The following is a 17,615-nucleotide window of genomic DNA, read 5'->3' as shown; positions in this document are numbered from 1 at the left end:
GGAACTGAGCCATGACCGCCATCATCGACATCGTCGGCCGGGAAATTCTCGACAGCCGCGGCAATCCGACGGTTGAGGTCGATGTTCACCTGGAAGACGGCTCCATGGGCCGCGCCGCGGTGCCCTCGGGCGCCTCCACAGGCGCGCATGAAGCGGTCGAACTGCGCGACGGCGGCTCACGCTATCTCGGCAAGGGCGTGATGAATGCGGTGGCCGCGGTCAACGGCACGCTGCGAGACGCCATCTGCGGCATCGACGCCGAAAGCCAGATCGCCATCGACAAGCTGATGATCGAGCTCGACGGCACCGCCAACAAGAGCAAGCTCGGCGCCAACGCCATTCTCGGCGTCTCGCTGGCCGTCGCCAAGGCCGCGGCCCAGGCGTCGGGCCTGCCGCTTTACCGCTATGTCGGCGGCGCCCACGCTCGCCTGCTGCCCGTCCCGATGATGAACATCATCAATGGCGGCGCACATGCCGACAACCCGATCGATTTTCAGGAGTTCATGATCCTGCCGGTGGGCGCGGAATCGCTGCGCGACGCCGTCCGCATGGGCTCGGAAGTGTTCCACACGCTGAAGAAGGAGCTTTCCCACGGCGGCCACAACACCAATGTCGGCGACGAGGGCGGCTTCGCGCCGAATCTCGAAAGCGCGTCCGCGGCACTCGACTTCATCATGAAGTCGATCGAGAAGGCCGGTTATCGTCCGGGCGAGGACATGTATGTCGGGCTGGATTGCGCAGCCACCGAGTTCTTCAAGGACGGCAAATATGTGCTCGAAGGCGAAGGCCGGACGCTGGAGCCCGCGGAAATGGCGGAGTATCTGGCCAGCCTGCAGGGCAAGTACCCGATCATCTCCATCGAGGACGGCATGGCCGAGGATGACTGGGACGGCTGGAAGTCGCTCACCGAGATGATCGGATCGAAGTGCCAACTGGTCGGCGACGATCTCTTCGTCACCAATTCGGCGCGGCTGCGCGACGGCATCAAGATGGGGGTCGCAAACTCCATCCTCGTCAAGGTCAACCAGATCGGCACGCTGACCGAAACACTCGATGCGGTCGAGACCGCGCACAAGGCAGGCTACACCGCGGTGATGTCGCACCGTTCGGGCGAAACCGAAGATTCGATCATCGCCGACCTCGCCGTCGCCACCAACTGCGGACAGATCAAGACCGGCTCGCTTGCCCGCTCCGACCGGACAGCAAAATACAACCAGCTCATGCGCATCGAGGAAGAACTCGGCGTGGAGACGGCCTTCGCCGGCCGCTCGATCCTGCGCGGCTGAGACCGCTTACATCCGTCACCTGAAAACGGCGCCTCCGGGCGCCGTTTTTTGTGGTTTTGACACCGAGCGATAACGCTCCCTTAAGCATGTGCATGCGATAGAACATGTCTGCACTGTAAGGCGTTTTTCGAATGCGGACACGATTCAAGCGACGGCAACGGTTTGGGCGATTCATCATTCCGGCACTCTCTGTGGCGTGTCTGAGCTATTTCGGCTTCCATGTCTGGCACGGCTCCTTCGGGCTCAATTCAGCTTCCGCGCTGGAGGTACGACGTGTGGAGCTTGCCCAGCGTCTTGACGAAGTCAGCGAACAGCGCGAGACTCTCGAACGTCGGGTCAAGCTCATGAGCGACGGCTCGATCGAAGCGGACATGCTCGATGAACGCGCCCGGTTGATGCTTGACGTGATCAGGGAAGACGAAATCGTCTATTTCAACTGAATCCGTGACTTAACCGGATTCAACCGAATCCGTGACTTAACCGGAATTCGGTTAATACGTAAATTATCTATATATTTCAATAGGATGGAAAGCAGGGGAGCTATGCGTTTCTGCTATTGCTGCGCTCTGTGAATTTGCCTATGGTCAATTAACATGACCACTGGGAGGATGACATGGCTCCACGCAAGAGTTCAGGCGCCGCGGCCCGCAAACCCGCAGCAGCTAAGAAGTCCGGCCTCGCCGGCGGGATCACCGATTTCGACAAGGCCGACGAGATCAAGGCCTATGGCGAGATGCTGATGATCCGGCGTTTCGAGGAAAAGGCCGGCCAGCTCTACGGCATGGGCTTCATCGGCGGGTTCTGCCATCTTTATATCGGACAGGAAGCGGTCGTCGTCGGCATGCAGATGGCGCTGAAAGATGGCGACCAGGTCATCACCGGGTACCGCGACCACGGCCACATGCTGGCCTGCGGCATGGAAGCCCGCGGCGTGATGGCCGAGCTGACCGGGCGCCGCAGCGGCTATTCGCACGGCAAGGGTGGCTCCATGCACATGTTCTCCAAGGAGAAGAATTTCTACGGCGGTCACGGCATCGTCGGCGGCCAGGTGTCGCTGGGCACGGGCCTTGCCTTCGCCAACAAGTACCGCGGCAATGACAATGTCAGCCTCGCCTATTTCGGCGACGGCGCCGCCAACCAGGGCCAGGTCTACGAGAGCTTCAACATGGCAGCGCTCTGGAAGCTGCCGGTGGTCTACATCATCGAGAACAACCGCTATGCCATGGGCACCTCGACGGCGCGCTCCTCGGCGCAGTCGAACTTCTCGCTGCGTGGCAATTCCTTCGGCATTCCCGGCCATCAGGTCGACGGCATGGACGTGCGCGCGGTGCATGCCGCGGCCGTCGAGGCCGTCGCCCACTGCCGCTCCGGCAAGGGCCCGATCATCCTCGAAATGCTGACCTACCGCTACCGCGGCCACTCGATGTCGGATCCTGCCAAGTACCGCTCCAAGGACGAAGTCCAGAAGATGCGCTCCGAGCATGACCCGATCGAGCAGGTCAAGGCCCGCATTCTCGAACTCAAGCATGCCTCCGAGGATGACCTGAAGGCCATCGACAAGAAGGTGCGCGATGTGGTGGCGGACGCGGCGGATTTCGCCCAGGCCGACAAGGAGCCGGATGCATCCGAGCTCTACACCGACATTCTGCTTTAAGGGGAGGGAACCACCATGCCGATCGATATCCTGATGCCCGCGCTTTCCCCGACCATGGAAGAAGGCACGCTGTCCAAATGGCTCAAGAAGGAGGGCGACAAGGTCGCCTCCGGCGATGTACTGGCCGAAATTGAAACCGACAAGGCAACCATGGAAGTGGAAGCCATCGACGAGGGCGTGCTCGGCAAGATCGTCGTTCCCGCCGGCACCGAGAACGTCAAGGTCAACGCCGTCATCGCCGTGATCCTTGAAGAGGGCGAGAGCGCCTCCGATATCGGGTCCTCCAAGCCTGCTGCCGAGGCCGCTCAGAAGCCGGAAGCCGAAGCGCCCAAAGAAAAGAAATCCGACGCGGCGGCACCAGTACCCGCGGCACCCAAGGCGCCGGTGGCGAATGAAGCCGCCTCCGATCCGTCGATTCCGGAGGGCACCGAGATGGTGCCGACGACCGTGCGCGAAGCATTGCGCGACGCCATGGCCGAGGAAATGCGCGCCGACGACAAGGTGTTCGTCATGGGCGAGGAGGTCGCCGAATACCAGGGCGCCTACAAGATCACGCAGGGCCTGCTTGCCGAGTTCGGCGCCAGGCGGGTCGTCGACACGCCGATCACCGAGCATGGTTTTGCCGGACTGGGTGTCGGCGCGGCCATGGCCGGCCTGAGGCCGATCGTCGAATTCATGACCTTCAACTTCGCCATGCAGGCCATCGACCAGATCATCAACTCGGCGGCCAAGACGCTCTACATGTCGGGCGGCCAGATGGGCGCGCCGATCGTCTTCCGCGGTCCCAACGGCGCTGCCGCCCGCGTCGGCGCCCAGCATTCGCAGTGCTATGCCTCGTGGTACAGTGCCATTCCCGGCCTCAAGGTGGTGATGCCCTATTCGGCCGCCGATGCCAAGGGCCTGCTCAAGGCGGCCATCCGCGACCCGAACCCGGTCATCTTCCTCGAGAACGAAATCCTCTACGGCCAGACCTTCGACGTGCCCAAGATGGATGATTTCGTGCTGCCGATCGGCAAGGCGCGGATCCACAAGACCGGCAAGGACGCGACCATCGTCTCCTTCGGCATCGGCATGACCTATGCCATCAAGGCGATCGAGGAACTCTCCAAGATGGGCATCGACGTCGAGCTCATCGACCTGCGCACCATCCGGCCGATGGACCTGCCGACGGTGATCGAGAGCGTCAAGAAGACCGGCCGCCTGGTCACCGTGGAAGAGGGCTATCCGCAAAACTCCGTCGGCACCGAAATCGCCACGCGGGTGATGCAGCAGGCCTTCGACTATCTCGACGCGCCGATCATCACCATCGCCGGCAAGGACGTGCCAATGCCCTACGCCGCCAATCTCGAAAAACTGGCGCTGCCGAATGTCGGGGAAGTCATCGACGCTGTCAAAGCCGTCACCTACACTGCCTGAGGGAGGACTGTCAGATGCCTATCAACATCACCATGCCTGCCCTGTCGCCGACCATGGAGGAGGGCAATCTCTCCAAATGGCTGGTCAAGGAGGGTGACAAGGTCGGCCCCGGCGACATCATCGCCGAGATCGAGACCGACAAGGCGACCATGGAAGTGGAAGCCGTCGATGAAGGCACCGTGGCGAAGATCGTCGTTGCCGCCGGCACCGAAGGCGTCAAGGTCAATGCGCTGATCGCCATTCTCGCCGCCGAGGGCGAAAGCGTCGAGGATGCGGCCAAGGGTGGAGATGCCGCGCCCAAGGCGAAGGCTGCGGAAGCTCCGACGCCCGAGGCTCCTGTCTCCCCCCCTGCGGGGGAGATGTCGGCAAAGCCAGAGGGGAGCAAGCCTGCTTCATCGCCGACACCCCCCGGTGACGCCCCGTTGCGCGACAAGCCCGTTGACGCAGGCCAGTCTGCCGGTCCGGTGCCGGTCAAGGACGGCGAACGCGTCTTCGCTTCGCCGCTCGCCCGCCGCATCGCGAAGGAAGCCGGCGTTTCGGTGTCCGCGATTTCCGGCTCCGGCCCGCATGGCCGGGTGATCAAGGCAGATGTCGAAAAGGCCATCGCAGGCGGCACCGGCAAGGCTCAGCCATCGGCCGCGGCTCCCGCCCCGGGCCCTGTCGCGGCAGCCCCCGCCGGCATGTCCGACGATGCCGTGCTGAAACTGTTCGAGGAAGGCTCCTACGAACTGGTCAAGCATGACGGCATGCGCAAGACCATTGCCCGCCGGCTGCAGGAATCCAAGCAGACGATTCCGCATTTCTACGTCTCCGTCGACTGCGAGCTCGACGCGCTGCTGGCGCTGCGCTCCGACCTCAACAAGGCCGCTCCCGTGCGCGCCGACAAGCCGGTCTACAAGCTCTCCGTCAACGACATGGTGATCAAGGCCCTGGCGCTGGCGCTGCGCGACGTGCCCGACGCCAACGTCTCCTGGACTGCGGAGAACATGGTCAAGCACAAGCACGCAGATGTCGGCGTCGCCGTGTCGATCCCCGGCGGCCTGATCACCCCGATCATCCGCGCCGCCGAAGCCAAGACGCTGTCGGCCATCTCCAACGAGATGAAGGACATGGGCAAGCGCGCCAAGGAAAAGAAACTCAAGCCCGAGGAATACCAGGGCGGCACCACGGCTGTGTCCAACATGGGCATGATGGGGGTGAAGAATTTCGCCGCCGTCGTCAATCCGCCGCATGCCACCATCCTCGCCATCGGCGCCGGCGAGCAGCGCCCGGTGGTGAAGAACGGCGAACTGGCGATCGCCACCGTGATGAGCGTCACCTTGTCGACCGACCACCGCGCCGTCGACGGCGCGCTCGGCGCCGAACTGCTGGCAGCCTTCAAGGGCTACATCGAAAATCCGATGGGGATGCTGGTCTAGAACTGCGGACGATCAACACTGGAGAACCGAATGGCCGATCATGGCATGAACGAGACTTTCGGCAAAACCTGGACCTGGATGGCGGTACTGGCGGTGATCTGCATCATCGGCGGATTTGCGGCGCTGTTTAATCCCTTCGGCGCCACCATCCTCGCCGTGGTGCTGGCCGGCTGGGTGTTTCTTATCCAGGGTGTTGTCCAGGTGATCCACGCCTTCCGCGTCCGCGACTGGCCGGGCTTCCTGTGGTCGCTCGGCCTCGGCGTGCTGTCGCTGCTGGTGGGTTTCGTGCTGGTCGCCGATCCGCTGGCAGGCTCGGTTTCGCTGACGCTGCTGGTCGCGGTGCTCTTCCTGATGACCGGCGTGGCCAAGACCATGTTCGCGCTGTCGCTCAGGCCCGCGGGCAACTGGGGCTGGATTCTCGCCTCCGGCCTGATTTCGGCTCTGCTCGGCATCATGATCCTGGTCGGCCTGCCATCGTCGGCTGCCACCATTCTCGGCCTGCTGCTCGGCATCGAACTGGTGTCGAACGGCGTGCTATTCCTGTTCGTCGCCATGGGCCTGCGCCAGCTGGGGCATCGCTAGGAAACAGTACCCCGCGCCACAGGATGACTTTGCATGCCCGCTTCCCCATATTGGGGGATCAGATGTCAATCGAAGGAGGATGGCATGGCAGAACCCGAAGATATGATCATTCCGATGCTCAGGGAAATCCGGGTCGAGCTCGGCGATCTACGGCGGGAAGTAAGGGATGGCTTTGCGGCGAACGACAGGCGCTTCAGCGATGTCGAGGTCCGCTTAAAGAACCTGAACAACGCGATGACTGCCGACACGATGATGAGCAAATTGGTGACCGGCGACTTCGAGGAGAGAATTGGTGCGCTGGAAAAGAAGGTCGACGACCTGATGAACAGATCCTGATGTTGATGACGGCGGGTTGCATGAGTTCGTTCAAAATCCAGGAAGTGGCCTGACGCAATGAAAACAGTGCTTTGCTACGGAGACAGCCTGACCTGGGGATATGACCCGGTGGAGCGCGGCCGGCATGATCTGGCCGACCGTTGGCCTTCGGCGCTGGCAGCCGCCCTTGGCGAGGGCGTCCACGTCATCGCAGACGGGCTCAACGGCCGCACCACGGCGTTCGACGACTACACCGCCGATTGCGACCGCAACGGCGTGCGCACCCTGCCGACCGCTCTGCATGCGCATGCGCCGCTCGATCTGGTCGTTCTCATGCTCGGCTCCAACGACATGAAGCCGATGCTGGCGGGCACGGCAATCGCCGCGGCCAAGGGCATGCGGCGGCTGGTGGAGCTGGTGCAGACCCACAGCTGGCCGATGCCTTACGAGACGCCGCAGGTGCTGGTGGTCTCGCCGCCGCCGCTGGTGCCCACGGCCGATCCGGATTTCGCCGCCATGTTCGCCGGAGGCGTGCCGGAAGCCGACATGCTGGCCTCCTTCTATGCCGATCTCGCCGACGAGACCGGGGCTGCCTTTTTCGATGCGGGCTCGGTGGCCAGATGTTCGGCCATCGACGGTGTGCACCTCGACGCGGAGAACACGCGCGCCATCGGTCGCGGCATCGCGCCGGTGGCGAGGTTGCTGCTGGGGCTTTAGTCTGCAGGATTGACCAGGGTCAAGGAGGAGGAACGGAGGAGGGGGCATAGAGGGGCATCAACCAACCAACAGGAGATGCACCATGTCCAACACACCGCACGAACTGGCGGAGGAATTCCCGGAACACGTCGACACGATGCATCAGCTGAAAACGGAGAACGCGCATTTCGCGCGCCTGTTTGATGCCTATCACGAGACCAACCGGGCCATCCACCGCGCCGAAACCGATGTCGAGCCGACCGACGACTTCCACATGGAGGAACTGCGCAAGCAGCGTCTGTTGCTCAAGGATGAAATCTACGGGATGCTGACGGCCTAGGGCCCGATACGCGCCCCGTGACCATGGCAGGGCGGACCAACCGTCCGCCCTGACTGAAAGGAGACGAGGCGTGGCTTCCAATTACGACGTGATCATCATCGGTTCCGGCCCCGGCGGCTACATCGCCGCCATCCGCGCGGCCCAGCTGGGCCTGAAAACCGCCATTGTCGAGCGCGAGCATCTGGCCGGCATCTGCTCCAACTGGGGCTGCATCCCGACCAAGGCGCTCTTGCGCTCCGCTGAAATCCTCCATTACGCCCAGCACCCCGAAGCCTATGGCATCAGGATCGACGGCAAGGCGACGCCGGATCTGGCGGCCATCGTCAAACGCTCGCGCGGCATTGCCGAGCGCATGAACGGCGGCGTCGGCTTCCTGATGAAGAAGAACAAGGTCGACATCATCTGGGGCGAGGCGAAACTCACCAAGCCGGGTGAGATCGTCGTCTCCAAGACCACCAAGAAGATCGTCGAGCCGCAGGGCCCGATCCCCAAGACCACGCTGGGCGAGGGCACCTACACCGCCAAGCACATCATTGTCGCCACCGGCGCCCGGCCGCGCGCCATTCCCGGCATCGAGCCCGACGGCAAGCTGATCTGGACCTATTTCGAGGCAATGAAGCCCGCCGAGATGCCGAAATCGCTGCTGGTCATGGGCTCGGGCGCCATCGGCATCGAATTCGCCTCCTTCTACCGCACCATGGGCGTCGAGGTCACCGTCGTCGAGCTGATGAGCCGGGTCATGCCGGTCGAGGACGCCGAGATCTCCGCCTTCGCCAAAAAACAGTTCGAAAAGCAGGGCATGAAGATCATCCTCGAGGCCAAGGTGGCGAAGGTCGAGAAATCCGCCAATTCGGTCACCGCCCATATCGAGATGAAGGACGGCAAGATCGAGAAGATCACCGCCGACCGGATGATCTCCGCCGTCGGAGTGCAGGCCAATATCGAGAACATCGGGCTTGAGGCCATCGGCGTGAAGACCGACCGCGGCTTCATCGCCATCGACGGCTACGGCAAGACCAATGTCGCCGGCATCTACGCCATCGGCGATGTCGCCGGCCCGCCGCTGCTCGCCCACAAGGCCGAGCACGAGGCCGTCATCTGCGTCGAGAAGATCGCCGGCCTGCCCAATGTCCATCCGATGGACAAGAATCTCATTCCGGGCTGCACCTACTGCAACCCGCAGGTGGCAAGCGTCGGTCTGACCGAGGCCAAGGCCAAGGAGCAGGGCCGTGACATCCGCGTCGGACGTTTCCCCTTCGTCGCCAACGGCAAGGCCATCGCGCTCGGCGAGGACCAGGGCATGGTCAAGACCATCTTCGACAAGAAGACCGGGGAACTCATCGGCGCCCACATGGTCGGAGCGGAAGTCACGGAGCTGATCCAGGGCTTCGTCGTCGCCATGAATCTCGAGACCACCGAAGCCGAGCTGATGCACACCATCTTCCCTCATCCGACGCTGTCGGAGATGATGAAGGAAAGCGTGCTCGACGCCTACGGCCAGGCGCTCAACGCGTGAGCCGGGTTCCCGGCAGGTGGCTGCCGCGCACCGTGGCAATGCCGGTGATGGCGGGGGCAGCGTTCGGCGCGCTGGCGGGCCTTGCAGCCATCCGCGGCCGCGGCTCGGTGGACCTGGGGTCGCTACGGCTTGAAGGCCTCGTCGGCGTCCTCGCCGTGACCGCAATCCTGGGCGGGATCGGGCTGCTGCTGGGTCTCATCTTCTGGCTGATCCAGAGGGCGCTCACCGCCGCCGCGGACGGTGGGCGGGGCAGATGAGCCGGGCAATGGCGCCACCCGCATCGCCCGTTCCCGCGCCGGGACTGCATGACCGGGGACAGGCCGAACCCAAAGGTGAAAATCGGGAACTTTTGCGCCGCACGGGCGTTTCAAGTTTGCTAATTTTCACACTTCAGGGAGATCATTATGGATCTGAACGGCGTAGGTTTTCTGGGCGCAATCATTGTCGGCGGCGTGGCCGGTTGGCTGGCGGAACGCTTCATGCGCTCCAACATGGGCCTGCTGATGAACATCATCCTCGGCATTGTCGGCGCAGCGCTGCTCAACTTTCTCCTCGGCGTGCTGGGCATCTACACCGGCACGGGATTGCTGGTGTATCTGATCGTCGGCTTCGTCGGTGCCTGCATTCTCATTGCCTTGGCGCGCGCCATCCGAAGATAGGCGGCACGCCGCAGCCATGCATTATCGGTCGGGCCGCCTTGCAACAGACGGCCTGACTTTCCATGTCGATCCGTCTATACATTGAAAAAGCCGGTCCCACCGTCCGGCCCAATCGACAGGAACGATGATGGTCACCATTCTCGACAGAACCCGCCTTGCTGAGGGCATCGAGCCCAAGCGCGTCCGGCATCCGGAAAAGCAGGCCCGTCCAGACACCGAGATGAAGCGCAAGCCGGAATGGATACGGGTGCGCGCGCCGACATCGAAGGGCTACCAGGAAACCCGGGCCATCGTGAAGGAGAACAATCTCGTCACGGTCTGCGAGGAAGCCGGCTGCCCCAATATAGGCGAGTGCTGGGACAAGAAGCACGCCACCTTCATGATCATGGGCGAGATCTGCACCCGCGCCTGCGCCTTCTGCAACGTCTCGACCGGCAAGCCCAACGCGCTCGATATGCTTGAGCCCGAGAATGTCGCCAAGGCCGTCAAGCAGATGGGGCTGATGCATGTGGTCATCACCTCGGTCGACCGAGACGATCTCGAGGATGGCGGCGCCGAGCATTTCGAAAAGGTGATATGGGCGATCCGGGCCGCATCGCCTCAGACCACCATCGAGATCCTGACGCCGGATTTCCTCCGCAAGCCGGGCGCCCTCGAGCGCGTGGTCGCCGCCAAGCCCGACGTCTTCAACCACAATCTCGAAACCGTGGCCTCGAACTATCTCACCGTGCGTCCCGGCGCCCGCTATTTCCACTCGATGCGGCTGTTGCAGCGGGTCAAGGAACTCGATCCGACGATGTTCACCAAATCGGGAATCATGGTGGGGCTGGGCGAGAAGCGCAACGAAGTGCTGCAGCTGATGGACGATCTGCGTTCGGCGGATGTGGATTTCATGACCATCGGCCAGTATCTCCAGCCCACCCGCAAGCACCACGAGGTGGTCTCCTTCGTCACCCCGGAAGAGTTCAAGAGCTACGAAAAGATCGCCTACACCAAGGGCTTCCTGATGGTGGCGTCGAGCCCGCTGACCCGCTCCTCGCACCATGCCGGCGACGATTTCGCAAGGCTGCAGGCCAACCGTGCCAGGAAGGTGCTGGCTGCGGCGGAGTAGGGATCAGGATCCGGGAGAGATCAGCGCGGTCCAGTTTTCGCGCTGGTGTCTGATCCGGATGATTGTCGCGGAGCCGTCGGCTTGCTCCAGATAGATGATCATGTGAGCGCCGAAAGGATGCACGCGAATCGGCGGCGCGTCTGGTCAGCCGGTACGGCACCGACCTATTCGGCGGCTTTGTGTATCGAGGTCAGGATGCCTTCCATGGTCTCGTCGCCCGCTCCGCTCCGCAGGCCTTCGTCGACCACGGCCTGCAGTTCCGCGATGCGCGACCTGCGCTCCTGATCCTTGCGGATAACGTCGCGGATATAGTCTTCTGCGTCCAGGTAACGTCCGGTGCGTCCCTGCTCCTCGACCCACTGCTTCATGGCGTCGGGCACGGAAATGTTCAGCGTTGCCATCCCCGTCTCCTTTGGCGTGATTTTTGCACCACACGGCGCCCGTGTCAAAACACCGCGACCATCATCCGGTCGCCGTCTAGGTGGCATCTCGCCAATATACCGGCTCCGTCCGCTCGCAGCTTGATCTTCGCCGCCTTGCCGATTAATTGCCTTCCATGCCCAAGTTCGAAACCACCCGTACCGTCTCCCATTCGCCGCGCCAGATGTTCGACCTGGTCGCCGATGTCGAGCGCTATCCGGAGTTCCTGCCGCTGTGCGAGGCGCTGTCGGTCCGCTTGCGCAAGCAGCGCGACGACAAGACGCTGCTCGTCGCCGACATGACGGTGGGGTACAAGGCGATCCGCGAGACCTTTGCCAGCCAGGTCCTGCTGCAGCCCGAAGAACTGGTCATCGACGTCAAATATCTCGACGGCCCGTTCCGCTATCTCGACAATCGCTGGAGCTTCGAGCCGCATGGCGAGGGCGGCTGTGCGGTCAAGTTCTTCATCGACTATGAATTCAAGAGCCGCATGCTCGGCATGGTGATGGGCGGCATGTTCGACCGCGCTTTCCGCATGTTCGCCGAGGCCTTCGAAAAGCGCGCCGACACGATCTATTCGGCTCAGCCGTCGGCCTGACCGGAAAGCTCGAGCCGGCTCAACAACCCGTCGAGCGCCGCGCGCACGGTGGCGGCCCGGATCATGTCGCGGCTCCACTCGGGACTGAATCTGAGTTCCATCACGCTGGTGAGGTCGCCGGGACCGGTGAGGCCCATCCACACCAGCCCCACCGGCTTGCCGGGCGTGCCGCCGCCCGGACCCGCAACGCCGGTGACCGAGACGGCAAAGCTGGCCCGCGACCGCCGCCGCGCGCCGAGCACCATTTCGGAGGCGGTCCGCGCCGAGACCGCGCCGTATTTGCCCAGCGTCTCCTGCCTGACGCCCAGCATGTCCTGCTTGGCCTCGTTGGAATAGGTGACGAAGCCGCGGTCGAACACGTTCGATGAGCCGGCGATGTCGGTGATGGCAGCGGCGATCAGTCCGCCGGTGCAGGATTCGGCCGTGGCGATCATGGCGCCGGCGGCGGTGAATTCGGCGACGATCTGCTCGGCAAGGTCGCGGCAGTCCTCGCGGATGGCCTCCAGGCTGTTCTCGTTGTCATTCATGGCGCTCTCCCGGCTCAGCTTGTCTTCGGCGCGAAGACGACGGTGGCGGTGGCGATCGCGGCGATGCCTTCGTTGCGGCCGACGAAGCCGATCCTCTCATTGGTGGTGGCCTTGACCGAGCAGCGCTCCAGATCCAGTCCGAGAATTTCACTGAGCTGCCGGCGCATGTCCAGCCTGTGCGGGCCGATCTTCGGCGCTTCGGCAATCAGCGATACGTCGGCGTTCATGATCGTGCCGCCGGCCTCGCGAACGATGCGGGCGGCGTGCGCAAGGAAGATCGAGGAGGCAGCACCGCGCCACTGCGGGTCGGACGGCGGGAAATGGTCGCCGATGTCGCCGGCGCCGCAGGTGGCGAGCAACGCGTCGGTCAGCGCATGCAGCGCCACGTCGGCGTCGGAGTGGCCGTCGAGTGTGAGATGGTGCGGAATGCGGACGCCGCACAAAGTCACCTGGTCGCCCGGCACCAGCCGGTGCACGTCGTAGCCGTTGCCTGTGCGCACGTCGGGCAGGGCTGACGCTGAGAATTTCCGGTCGGCCATGGCGATGTCCTCGGCGGTTGTGAGCTTGACATTGGCGGTCGTGCCGGGCGTCAGCGTCACTGCCATGCCGGCCCATTCGGCTATGGCGCAGTCATCGGTGAAATCGCCGACGCCGGCCGCGGCAGCGGCGCGGTGGGCGGCCAGGATGCGCCTGAACTCGAAGCCTTGCGGGGTCTGCGCGCCGTAGAGCCCGGCTCGCGCGACGGTTTCTGTGACCTGGTTGTCTGCGCCGGCGCGTTTGAGCGTGTCGGCGACGGGCACGGCGGGCAGGGCGGCTTCGGCGCCGGCCTGAAGGGCGCCGAGAACGCCATCAATGACCGCATGATCGACGAACGGGCGAACTGCGTCCTGGATCAGCACCCAGCGCGGCCCATGTTCAGACAGCGCGGCGAGGCCGGCGAGGCAGGATTGCTGCCGCGTGGCGCCGCCATGCACGGTGACTACCCGCGAGGCGGAGCCCACATGGCCGAGCGCCTCGGCGAACAGCGCCTCGTCGTCGGGATGAATGACGGCCACCAGCATCCTGCAGCCGCGATGGGCGAGGAACCGCGCCAGCGTGCGCGCGATCACCGGGACACCGCCGATCGTCCGGTACTGTTTCGGCCCCGACGTCGTTGCCGAGCCGGCGCGCTCGCCGCGGCCGGCGGCCACCATCACCACGGCGAAATCGGCTTCAGTCGCCATGCTTTGTCCTCATTTTCGCGCCACGTCGGCCGCTTGTGTAGAAGGTTCATGCGCCTGCGAAAAGACCGTCTCGAAAATAGCTGCGGGCGGCTCCAGATTTGGCTTGGCAACGGGCATCGAACTGGCTAAAAAACGTGCAAACAAGGTCGATGCACGAAACAAATGCAATTTGATTCAAACACACAGGCGGAGCCGATGATGATCGGGCCGGTGGCGATCCGCAACAGGATCTTCCTGGCGCCGATGTCCGGCGTCACCGATCTGCCGTTTCGACAGCTCGCCTGGGAATGCGGCGCCGGCCTGGTGGTGACCGAAATGGTGGCCAGCCGCGAACTGGCCACCGACAACCGCGAATCGTGGGCGCGGTTGCGCTCCGACGGCATTTCCCCGCACATGGTGCAGCTTGCCGGGCGCGAGGCCTACTGGATGGCCGAGGCGGCCAGGATTGCCGAAGGCGAGGGCGCCGCCATCATCGACATCAACATGGGCTGTCCCGCCAAGAAGGTGACCGGAGGCTATTCCGGTTCGGCGCTGATGCGCGATCCGGAGCGGGCCCTGTCGCTGATCGAGGCCACGGTCAACGCCGTCTCGGTGCCGGTGACGCTGAAGATGCGGCTCGGCTGGGACGAATCCTCGCTCAATGCCGCCGACATCGCCATCGCCGCGGTCAATGCCGGGGTGCGGATGATCACCGTCCACGGCCGCACCCGCTGCCAGTTCTACACCGGCTCCGCCGACTGGGACGCGATTGCCCGGGTGCGCGAGGTCGTGTCGGTCCCCTTCGTCGCCAACGGCGACATCACCAGCGGCGCCGACGTGGCGGAATGCCTGGCGCGCACCGGCGCCGATGCCGTGATGATCGGCCGCGCGAGCCAGGGCATGCCGTGGCTTTGCGGCGAACTTGCCGGCAGCGAGCTGGCTCCGGCAGCGGGCGCTGCACGTCACAGCATCGCGCTGCGCCACTACGCGATGATGATCGAGCATTACGGCGCCGACATCGGCGTCCGTCATGCCCGCAAGCACCTCGGCTGGTATCTCCAGTCGCTGGCGCCGAAGACGCCGGCGGAGGTCAGGGCCTCGCTGATGCAGAGCCGCGATGCGGGCGAGGTGACCCGCCTGTTTGCCGGTGCGCTGGCCGCGGCCACCGAGCCTTCCTCCGACATGGACACCGCCGCATGACCGAAACCCCCGTCAATCCGCCGCTGACCCTGGCCGAAGGCACCGAGTCCGCGGTGCTCAATGCCATCCAGCACCCGGTCATCATGGTCGACGCCGAAGGCAAGGTCTGCTTTGCCAACTGGGCGGCCGAGGCCTTTTTCGCCGCCAGCGCCGCCCATCTGGCGCGCAGCCCGCTGGAAAACTTCATTCCCTTCGGCAGTCCGCTGCTGCAGCTCATCGAGCAGGTGCGCGGCCGCAGCGCCGCCGTCAACGAATACCGCGTGGATCTGAGTTCGCCGCGACTGGGCAGCGACAAGCTGGTCGACCTCTATGTGGCACCGGTCGCCGGCCAGCCCGGCAATGTCGTGGTGGTGTTCCAGGAGCGCTCGATGGCCGACAAGATCGACCGCCAGCTCACCCATCGCACGGCCGCCCGCTCGGTCACCGGGCTGGCGTCAATGCTGGCGCACGAGATCAAGAACCCGCTGTCGGGCATCCGCGGCGCGGCGCAGCTTCTGGAAATGTCCGTGGGCGACGAGGACCGGTCGCTGGCCCGGCTGATCCGCGACGAGACCGACCGCATCGTCTCGCTGGTCGACCGCATGGAGATCTTCTCCGACGAGCGTCCTGTGGACCGTGTCTCGGTCAACATCCATTCCGTGCTCGACCACGTCAAGGCCATCGCCAAGGCGGGATTCGCCCGCAACATCAAGATCTCCGAGCTCTATGATCCCTCCCTCCCGTCCGTCTATGCCAATCGCGACCAGCTGGTGCAGGTGTTCCTCAATCTGGTCAAGAACGCCGCCGAGTCGGTGGGTGACGATCCCAACGGCGAGATCCTGCTGACTACCGCCTACCGGCCCGGCATTCGCCTCTCGGTGGCGGGCACCCGCGAAAAGGTGTCGCTGCCGCTCGAGTTCTGCGTCCAGGACAACGGGCCGGGCGTGCCGCCGGATCTGGTGCCGCATCTCTTCGACCCGTTCATCACCACCAAGACCAACGGGTCCGGCCTCGGACTGGCGCTGGTGGCCAAGATCGTCGGCGGCCACGGCGGCATCGTCGAATGCGACAGCCAGGCGCGCAAGACCACATTCCGCATCCTGATGCCCGCTTCGCCGGATGCCAAACCCATCAAGCCGCTCGCGGCCGGTAGCAAAAAAGGAGCGGTGTCATGACCAGCGCAACCATTCTCGTCGCCGATGACGACGCCGCAATCCGCACCGTGCTCAACCAGGCGCTGACCCGCGCCGGCTACGAGGTGCGGATCACCTCCAACGCCGCCACCCTGTGGCGCTGGGTTTCTGCGGGCGAGGGCGACCTGGTGATCACCGATGTGGTGATGCCGGACGAGAACGCCTTCGACATGCTGCCGCGCATCCGCCGCGCCCGGCCCGAACTCCCGGTCCTGGTGATGAGCGCCCAGAACACCTTCATGACCGCCATCCGCGCCTCGGAGGGAGGGGCCTACGACTATCTCCCCAAACCCTTCGACCTCACCGAGATGCTCAACATCATCCGCCGGGCGCTGTCGGAGCCGCGCAAGGTGCCCCAATCGGCCGCCGACGAAACCAGCGAAGGCATGCCGCTGGTCGGCCGATCGGCCGCCATGCAGGAGATCTACCGGGTGCTGGCCCGGCTGATGCAGACGGACCTGACGCTGATGATCACCGGCGAATCCGGCACCGGCAAGGAACTGGTGGCACGCGCGCTGCACGACTACGGCAAGCGCCGCAATGGTCCCTTCGTCGCCATCAACATGGCCGCCATTCCCCGCGATCTGATCGAGTCCGAGCTTTTCGGCCACGAAAAGGGCTCGTTCACCGGCGCCCAGAGCAGATCCACCGGCAGGTTCGAGCAGGCGGAGGGCGGGACCCTCTTCCTCGACGAGATCGGCGACATGCCGATGGATGCCCAGACCCGGCTGCTGCGGGTGCTCCAGCAGGGCGAATACACCACCGTCGGCGGCCGCACGCCGATCAAGTCCGATGTCCGCATCGTCGCCGCCTCCAACAAGGATCTCAAGGTGCTGATCAATCAGGGCCTGTTCCGGGAGGATCTCTACTACCGGCTCAACGTGGTCCCGCTCCGGCTGCCGCCGCTGAGGGATCGCGCCGAGGACGTGCCCGATCTGGTGCGCCACTTCGTCCGCCAGGCCGTACGCGAGGGGCTCGACGCCAAGCGCTTCGACACCGAGGCGCTTGACCTGCTCAAGGCCTATCCCTGGCCGGGCAATGTGCGCGAACTGGAAAACGTCGTCCGCCGGGTCATGGCGCTCTATCCCCAGGACGAGATCGCCAGCGACATCATCGACAACGAACTCAGGATCGAATCACCCGAGCCATCGTCGCGCAGCGGAACGTCGGGGAGTCCGACCAGCATCAGCCAGGCGGTCGAGGAAAACATGCGGCGCTACTTTTCCGGTTTCGGCGAGGACCTGCCGCCGCCGGGACTCTACCAGCGCGTGCTCGAGGAGGTCGAGCATCCGCTCATCCTCGCAGCGCTCACCGCAACGCGGGGAAACCAGATCAAGGCAGCGGATCTGCTGGGTCTCAACCGCAACACGCTGCGCAAGAAGATCCGTGAGCTCGGCGTGACTGTCTATCGCTCGCCACGACCGGTCTGAGGCCGCCTGCCTTGACAGTTCGCCTCAAAGCGTTGCATTTTCGCCACATTCTGTTGCATGATCGCAACTGACG

At 64.2% G+C, this 17,615-nt stretch carries 21 protein-coding genes; 17 read left to right on the top strand and 4 right to left on the bottom strand.

What is annotated here, in order from left to right; genetic code table 11:
* The first annotated feature begins 11 nt into the window (after positions 1-11).
* The 13 genes from eno to lipA all read left to right on the top strand — a co-directional run bounded on the left by eno (position 12) and on the right by lipA (position 10,993).
* Positions 12-1,286 (top strand): phosphopyruvate hydratase, encoded by a 1,275-nt coding sequence (gene eno / locus DFR52_RS02965; RefSeq protein ID WP_110030411.1) that lies wholly within the window; start codon positions 12-14, stop codon positions 1,284-1,286.
* A gap of 131 nt (positions 1,287-1,417) precedes the next feature.
* Positions 1,418-1,726 carry an FtsB family cell division protein gene (locus tag DFR52_RS02960; RefSeq protein WP_110030410.1) on the top strand — a complete coding sequence of 103 codons (309 nt, stop codon included), beginning with the start codon at positions 1,418-1,420 and terminating at the stop codon, positions 1,724-1,726.
* A gap of 173 nt (positions 1,727-1,899) precedes the next feature.
* Positions 1,900-2,940, top strand: coding sequence for a pyruvate dehydrogenase (acetyl-transferring) E1 component subunit alpha (pdhA, locus tag DFR52_RS02955; protein WP_110030409.1), 1,041 nt, complete (start codon positions 1,900-1,902; stop codon positions 2,938-2,940).
* A 15-nt stretch (positions 2,941-2,955) separates the two neighbouring features.
* Entirely contained in the window at positions 2,956-4,356 is a 1,401-nt protein-coding gene (locus DFR52_RS02950) for a pyruvate dehydrogenase complex E1 component subunit beta (protein ID WP_110030408.1), read from the top strand.
* 14 nt (positions 4,357-4,370) lie between these two features.
* Positions 4,371-5,774: a pyruvate dehydrogenase complex dihydrolipoamide acetyltransferase gene (locus DFR52_RS02945; RefSeq protein ID WP_110030407.1), complete on the top strand. Its 1,404-nt coding sequence runs from the start codon at positions 4,371-4,373 to the stop codon at positions 5,772-5,774.
* A 30-nt stretch (positions 5,775-5,804) separates the two neighbouring features.
* Positions 5,805-6,356 (top strand): HdeD family acid-resistance protein, encoded by a 552-nt coding sequence (locus DFR52_RS02940; protein ID WP_110030406.1) that lies wholly within the window; start codon positions 5,805-5,807, stop codon positions 6,354-6,356.
* A gap of 84 nt (positions 6,357-6,440) precedes the next feature.
* Positions 6,441-6,692, top strand: a complete 252-nt coding sequence (locus DFR52_RS02935) for a hypothetical protein (RefSeq protein ID WP_110030405.1) — start codon at positions 6,441-6,443, stop codon at positions 6,690-6,692.
* Positions 6,693-6,749: 57 nt separating this feature from the next.
* The gene (locus DFR52_RS02930; protein WP_110030404.1) at positions 6,750-7,388 is read left to right on the top strand and encodes an SGNH/GDSL hydrolase family protein; all 639 of its coding nucleotides are present in this window, start codon (positions 6,750-6,752) and stop codon (positions 7,386-7,388) included.
* Positions 7,389-7,470: 82 nt separating this feature from the next.
* The gene (locus tag DFR52_RS02925) at positions 7,471-7,707 is read left to right on the top strand and encodes an HP1242/YdcH family protein (RefSeq protein WP_110030403.1); all 237 of its coding nucleotides are present in this window, start codon (positions 7,471-7,473) and stop codon (positions 7,705-7,707) included.
* A 70-nt stretch (positions 7,708-7,777) separates the two neighbouring features.
* Positions 7,778-9,223, top strand: a complete 1,446-nt coding sequence (lpdA, locus tag DFR52_RS02920) for a dihydrolipoyl dehydrogenase (protein ID WP_110030402.1) — start codon at positions 7,778-7,780, stop codon at positions 9,221-9,223.
* Positions 9,220-9,480 carry a hypothetical protein gene (locus DFR52_RS02915; RefSeq protein ID WP_110030401.1) on the top strand — a complete coding sequence of 87 codons (261 nt, stop codon included), beginning with the start codon at positions 9,220-9,222 and terminating at the stop codon, positions 9,478-9,480. Before lpdA ends, DFR52_RS02915 begins: the two co-directional genes overlap by 4 nt.
* 147 nt (positions 9,481-9,627) lie before the next feature.
* On the top strand, positions 9,628-9,882 hold the full coding sequence (locus tag DFR52_RS02910) for a GlsB/YeaQ/YmgE family stress response membrane protein (protein ID WP_110030400.1): 255 nt from the start codon (positions 9,628-9,630) through the stop codon (positions 9,880-9,882).
* Between the two features lie 127 nt (positions 9,883-10,009).
* Entirely contained in the window at positions 10,010-10,993 is a 984-nt protein-coding gene (gene lipA, locus DFR52_RS02905) for a lipoyl synthase (protein WP_110031095.1), read from the top strand.
* A gap of 3 nt (positions 10,994-10,996) precedes the next feature.
* On the opposite strand, the gene DFR52_RS25065 is transcribed toward lipA, so the two are convergent.
* Together DFR52_RS25065 and DFR52_RS02895 are read right to left on the bottom strand one after the other, a co-directional pair.
* Positions 10,997-11,116, bottom strand: a complete 120-nt coding sequence (locus DFR52_RS25065) for a hypothetical protein (RefSeq protein WP_425351126.1) — start codon at positions 11,114-11,116, stop codon at positions 10,997-10,999.
* A gap of 41 nt (positions 11,117-11,157) precedes the next feature.
* Positions 11,158-11,394 carry a type II toxin-antitoxin system ParD family antitoxin gene (locus tag DFR52_RS02895; RefSeq protein WP_110030398.1) on the bottom strand — a complete coding sequence of 79 codons (237 nt, stop codon included), beginning with the start codon at positions 11,392-11,394 and terminating at the stop codon, positions 11,158-11,160.
* 155 nt (positions 11,395-11,549) lie between these two features.
* Here DFR52_RS02895 and DFR52_RS02890 point away from each other — a divergent pair, with 155 nt between their 5' ends.
* Positions 11,550-12,011 carry a type II toxin-antitoxin system RatA family toxin gene (locus DFR52_RS02890; protein WP_110030397.1) on the top strand — a complete coding sequence of 154 codons (462 nt, stop codon included), beginning with the start codon at positions 11,550-11,552 and terminating at the stop codon, positions 12,009-12,011.
* On the opposite strand, the gene DFR52_RS02885 is transcribed toward DFR52_RS02890, so the two are convergent.
* Both DFR52_RS02885 and DFR52_RS02880 read right to left on the bottom strand, forming a co-directional pair.
* Positions 11,996-12,538: a CinA family protein gene (locus tag DFR52_RS02885; RefSeq protein WP_110030396.1), complete on the bottom strand. Its 543-nt coding sequence runs from the start codon at positions 12,536-12,538 to the stop codon at positions 11,996-11,998. The two genes, DFR52_RS02890 and DFR52_RS02885, sit on opposite strands and share 16 nt — an antisense overlap.
* Positions 12,539-12,552: 14 nt before the next feature.
* A complete protein-coding gene (locus DFR52_RS02880; RefSeq protein WP_110030395.1) occupies positions 12,553-13,761 on the bottom strand; it encodes a bifunctional 2-C-methyl-D-erythritol 4-phosphate cytidylyltransferase/2-C-methyl-D-erythritol 2,4-cyclodiphosphate synthase in 1,209 nt (402 codons plus the stop codon).
* 162 nt (positions 13,762-13,923) lie between these two features.
* Between DFR52_RS02880 and dusB the strand changes: the two genes are divergently transcribed.
* From dusB to ntrC, 3 genes are read left to right on the top strand one after another with little or no spacing between them, the layout of a single operon-like run.
* Positions 13,924-14,940, top strand: coding sequence for a tRNA dihydrouridine synthase DusB (gene dusB, locus DFR52_RS02875; protein WP_110030394.1), 1,017 nt, complete (start codon positions 13,924-13,926; stop codon positions 14,938-14,940).
* Positions 14,937-16,094 carry a two-component system sensor histidine kinase NtrB gene (locus DFR52_RS02870; RefSeq protein WP_110030393.1) on the top strand — a complete coding sequence of 386 codons (1,158 nt, stop codon included), beginning with the start codon at positions 14,937-14,939 and terminating at the stop codon, positions 16,092-16,094. Before dusB ends, DFR52_RS02870 begins: the two co-directional genes overlap by 4 nt.
* Positions 16,091-17,542, top strand: a complete 1,452-nt coding sequence (gene ntrC / locus DFR52_RS02865) for a nitrogen regulation protein NR(I) (protein WP_110030392.1) — start codon at positions 16,091-16,093, stop codon at positions 17,540-17,542. Before DFR52_RS02870 ends, ntrC begins: the two co-directional genes overlap by 4 nt.
* The last annotated feature ends 73 nt before the right edge of the window (positions 17,543-17,615 follow it).

This window comes from Hoeflea marina, assembly GCF_003182275.1.
GTDB lineage: Bacteria > Pseudomonadota > Alphaproteobacteria > Rhizobiales > Rhizobiaceae > Hoeflea > Hoeflea marina.
Note: the sequence above shows the minus strand (reverse complement) of the source record. Positions and strands in the feature narration are given on the sequence as shown.

Coding starts and splice junctions, on each gene's coding strand:
- eno (WP_110030411.1), top strand. CDS start 12: ATGACCGCCATCATCGACATCGTCGGCCGGGAAATTCTCGACAGCCGC.
- DFR52_RS02960 (WP_110030410.1), top strand. CDS start 1,418: ATGCGGACACGATTCAAGCGACGGCAACGGTTTGGGCGATTCATCATT.
- pdhA (WP_110030409.1), top strand. CDS start 1,900: ATGGCTCCACGCAAGAGTTCAGGCGCCGCGGCCCGCAAACCCGCAGCA.
- DFR52_RS02950 (WP_110030408.1), top strand. CDS start 2,956: ATGCCGATCGATATCCTGATGCCCGCGCTTTCCCCGACCATGGAAGAA.
- DFR52_RS02945 (WP_110030407.1), top strand. CDS start 4,371: ATGCCTATCAACATCACCATGCCTGCCCTGTCGCCGACCATGGAGGAG.
- DFR52_RS02940 (WP_110030406.1), top strand. CDS start 5,805: ATGGCCGATCATGGCATGAACGAGACTTTCGGCAAAACCTGGACCTGG.
- DFR52_RS02935 (WP_110030405.1), top strand. CDS start 6,441: ATGGCAGAACCCGAAGATATGATCATTCCGATGCTCAGGGAAATCCGG.
- DFR52_RS02930 (WP_110030404.1), top strand. CDS start 6,750: ATGAAAACAGTGCTTTGCTACGGAGACAGCCTGACCTGGGGATATGAC.
- DFR52_RS02925 (WP_110030403.1), top strand. CDS start 7,471: ATGTCCAACACACCGCACGAACTGGCGGAGGAATTCCCGGAACACGTC.
- DFR52_RS02910 (WP_110030400.1), top strand. CDS start 9,628: ATGGATCTGAACGGCGTAGGTTTTCTGGGCGCAATCATTGTCGGCGGC.
- lipA (WP_110031095.1), top strand. CDS start 10,010: ATGGTCACCATTCTCGACAGAACCCGCCTTGCTGAGGGCATCGAGCCC.
- DFR52_RS02895 (WP_110030398.1), bottom strand. CDS start 11,394: ATGGCAACGCTGAACATTTCCGTGCCCGACGCCATGAAGCAGTGGGTC.
- DFR52_RS02890 (WP_110030397.1), top strand. CDS start 11,550: ATGCCCAAGTTCGAAACCACCCGTACCGTCTCCCATTCGCCGCGCCAG.
- DFR52_RS02885 (WP_110030396.1), bottom strand. CDS start 12,538: ATGAATGACAACGAGAACAGCCTGGAGGCCATCCGCGAGGACTGCCGC.
- DFR52_RS02880 (WP_110030395.1), bottom strand. CDS start 13,761: ATGGCGACTGAAGCCGATTTCGCCGTGGTGATGGTGGCCGCCGGCCGC.
- dusB (WP_110030394.1), top strand. CDS start 13,924: ATGCAATTTGATTCAAACACACAGGCGGAGCCGATGATGATCGGGCCG.
- DFR52_RS02870 (WP_110030393.1), top strand. CDS start 14,937: ATGACCGAAACCCCCGTCAATCCGCCGCTGACCCTGGCCGAAGGCACC.
- ntrC (WP_110030392.1), top strand. CDS start 16,091: ATGACCAGCGCAACCATTCTCGTCGCCGATGACGACGCCGCAATCCGC.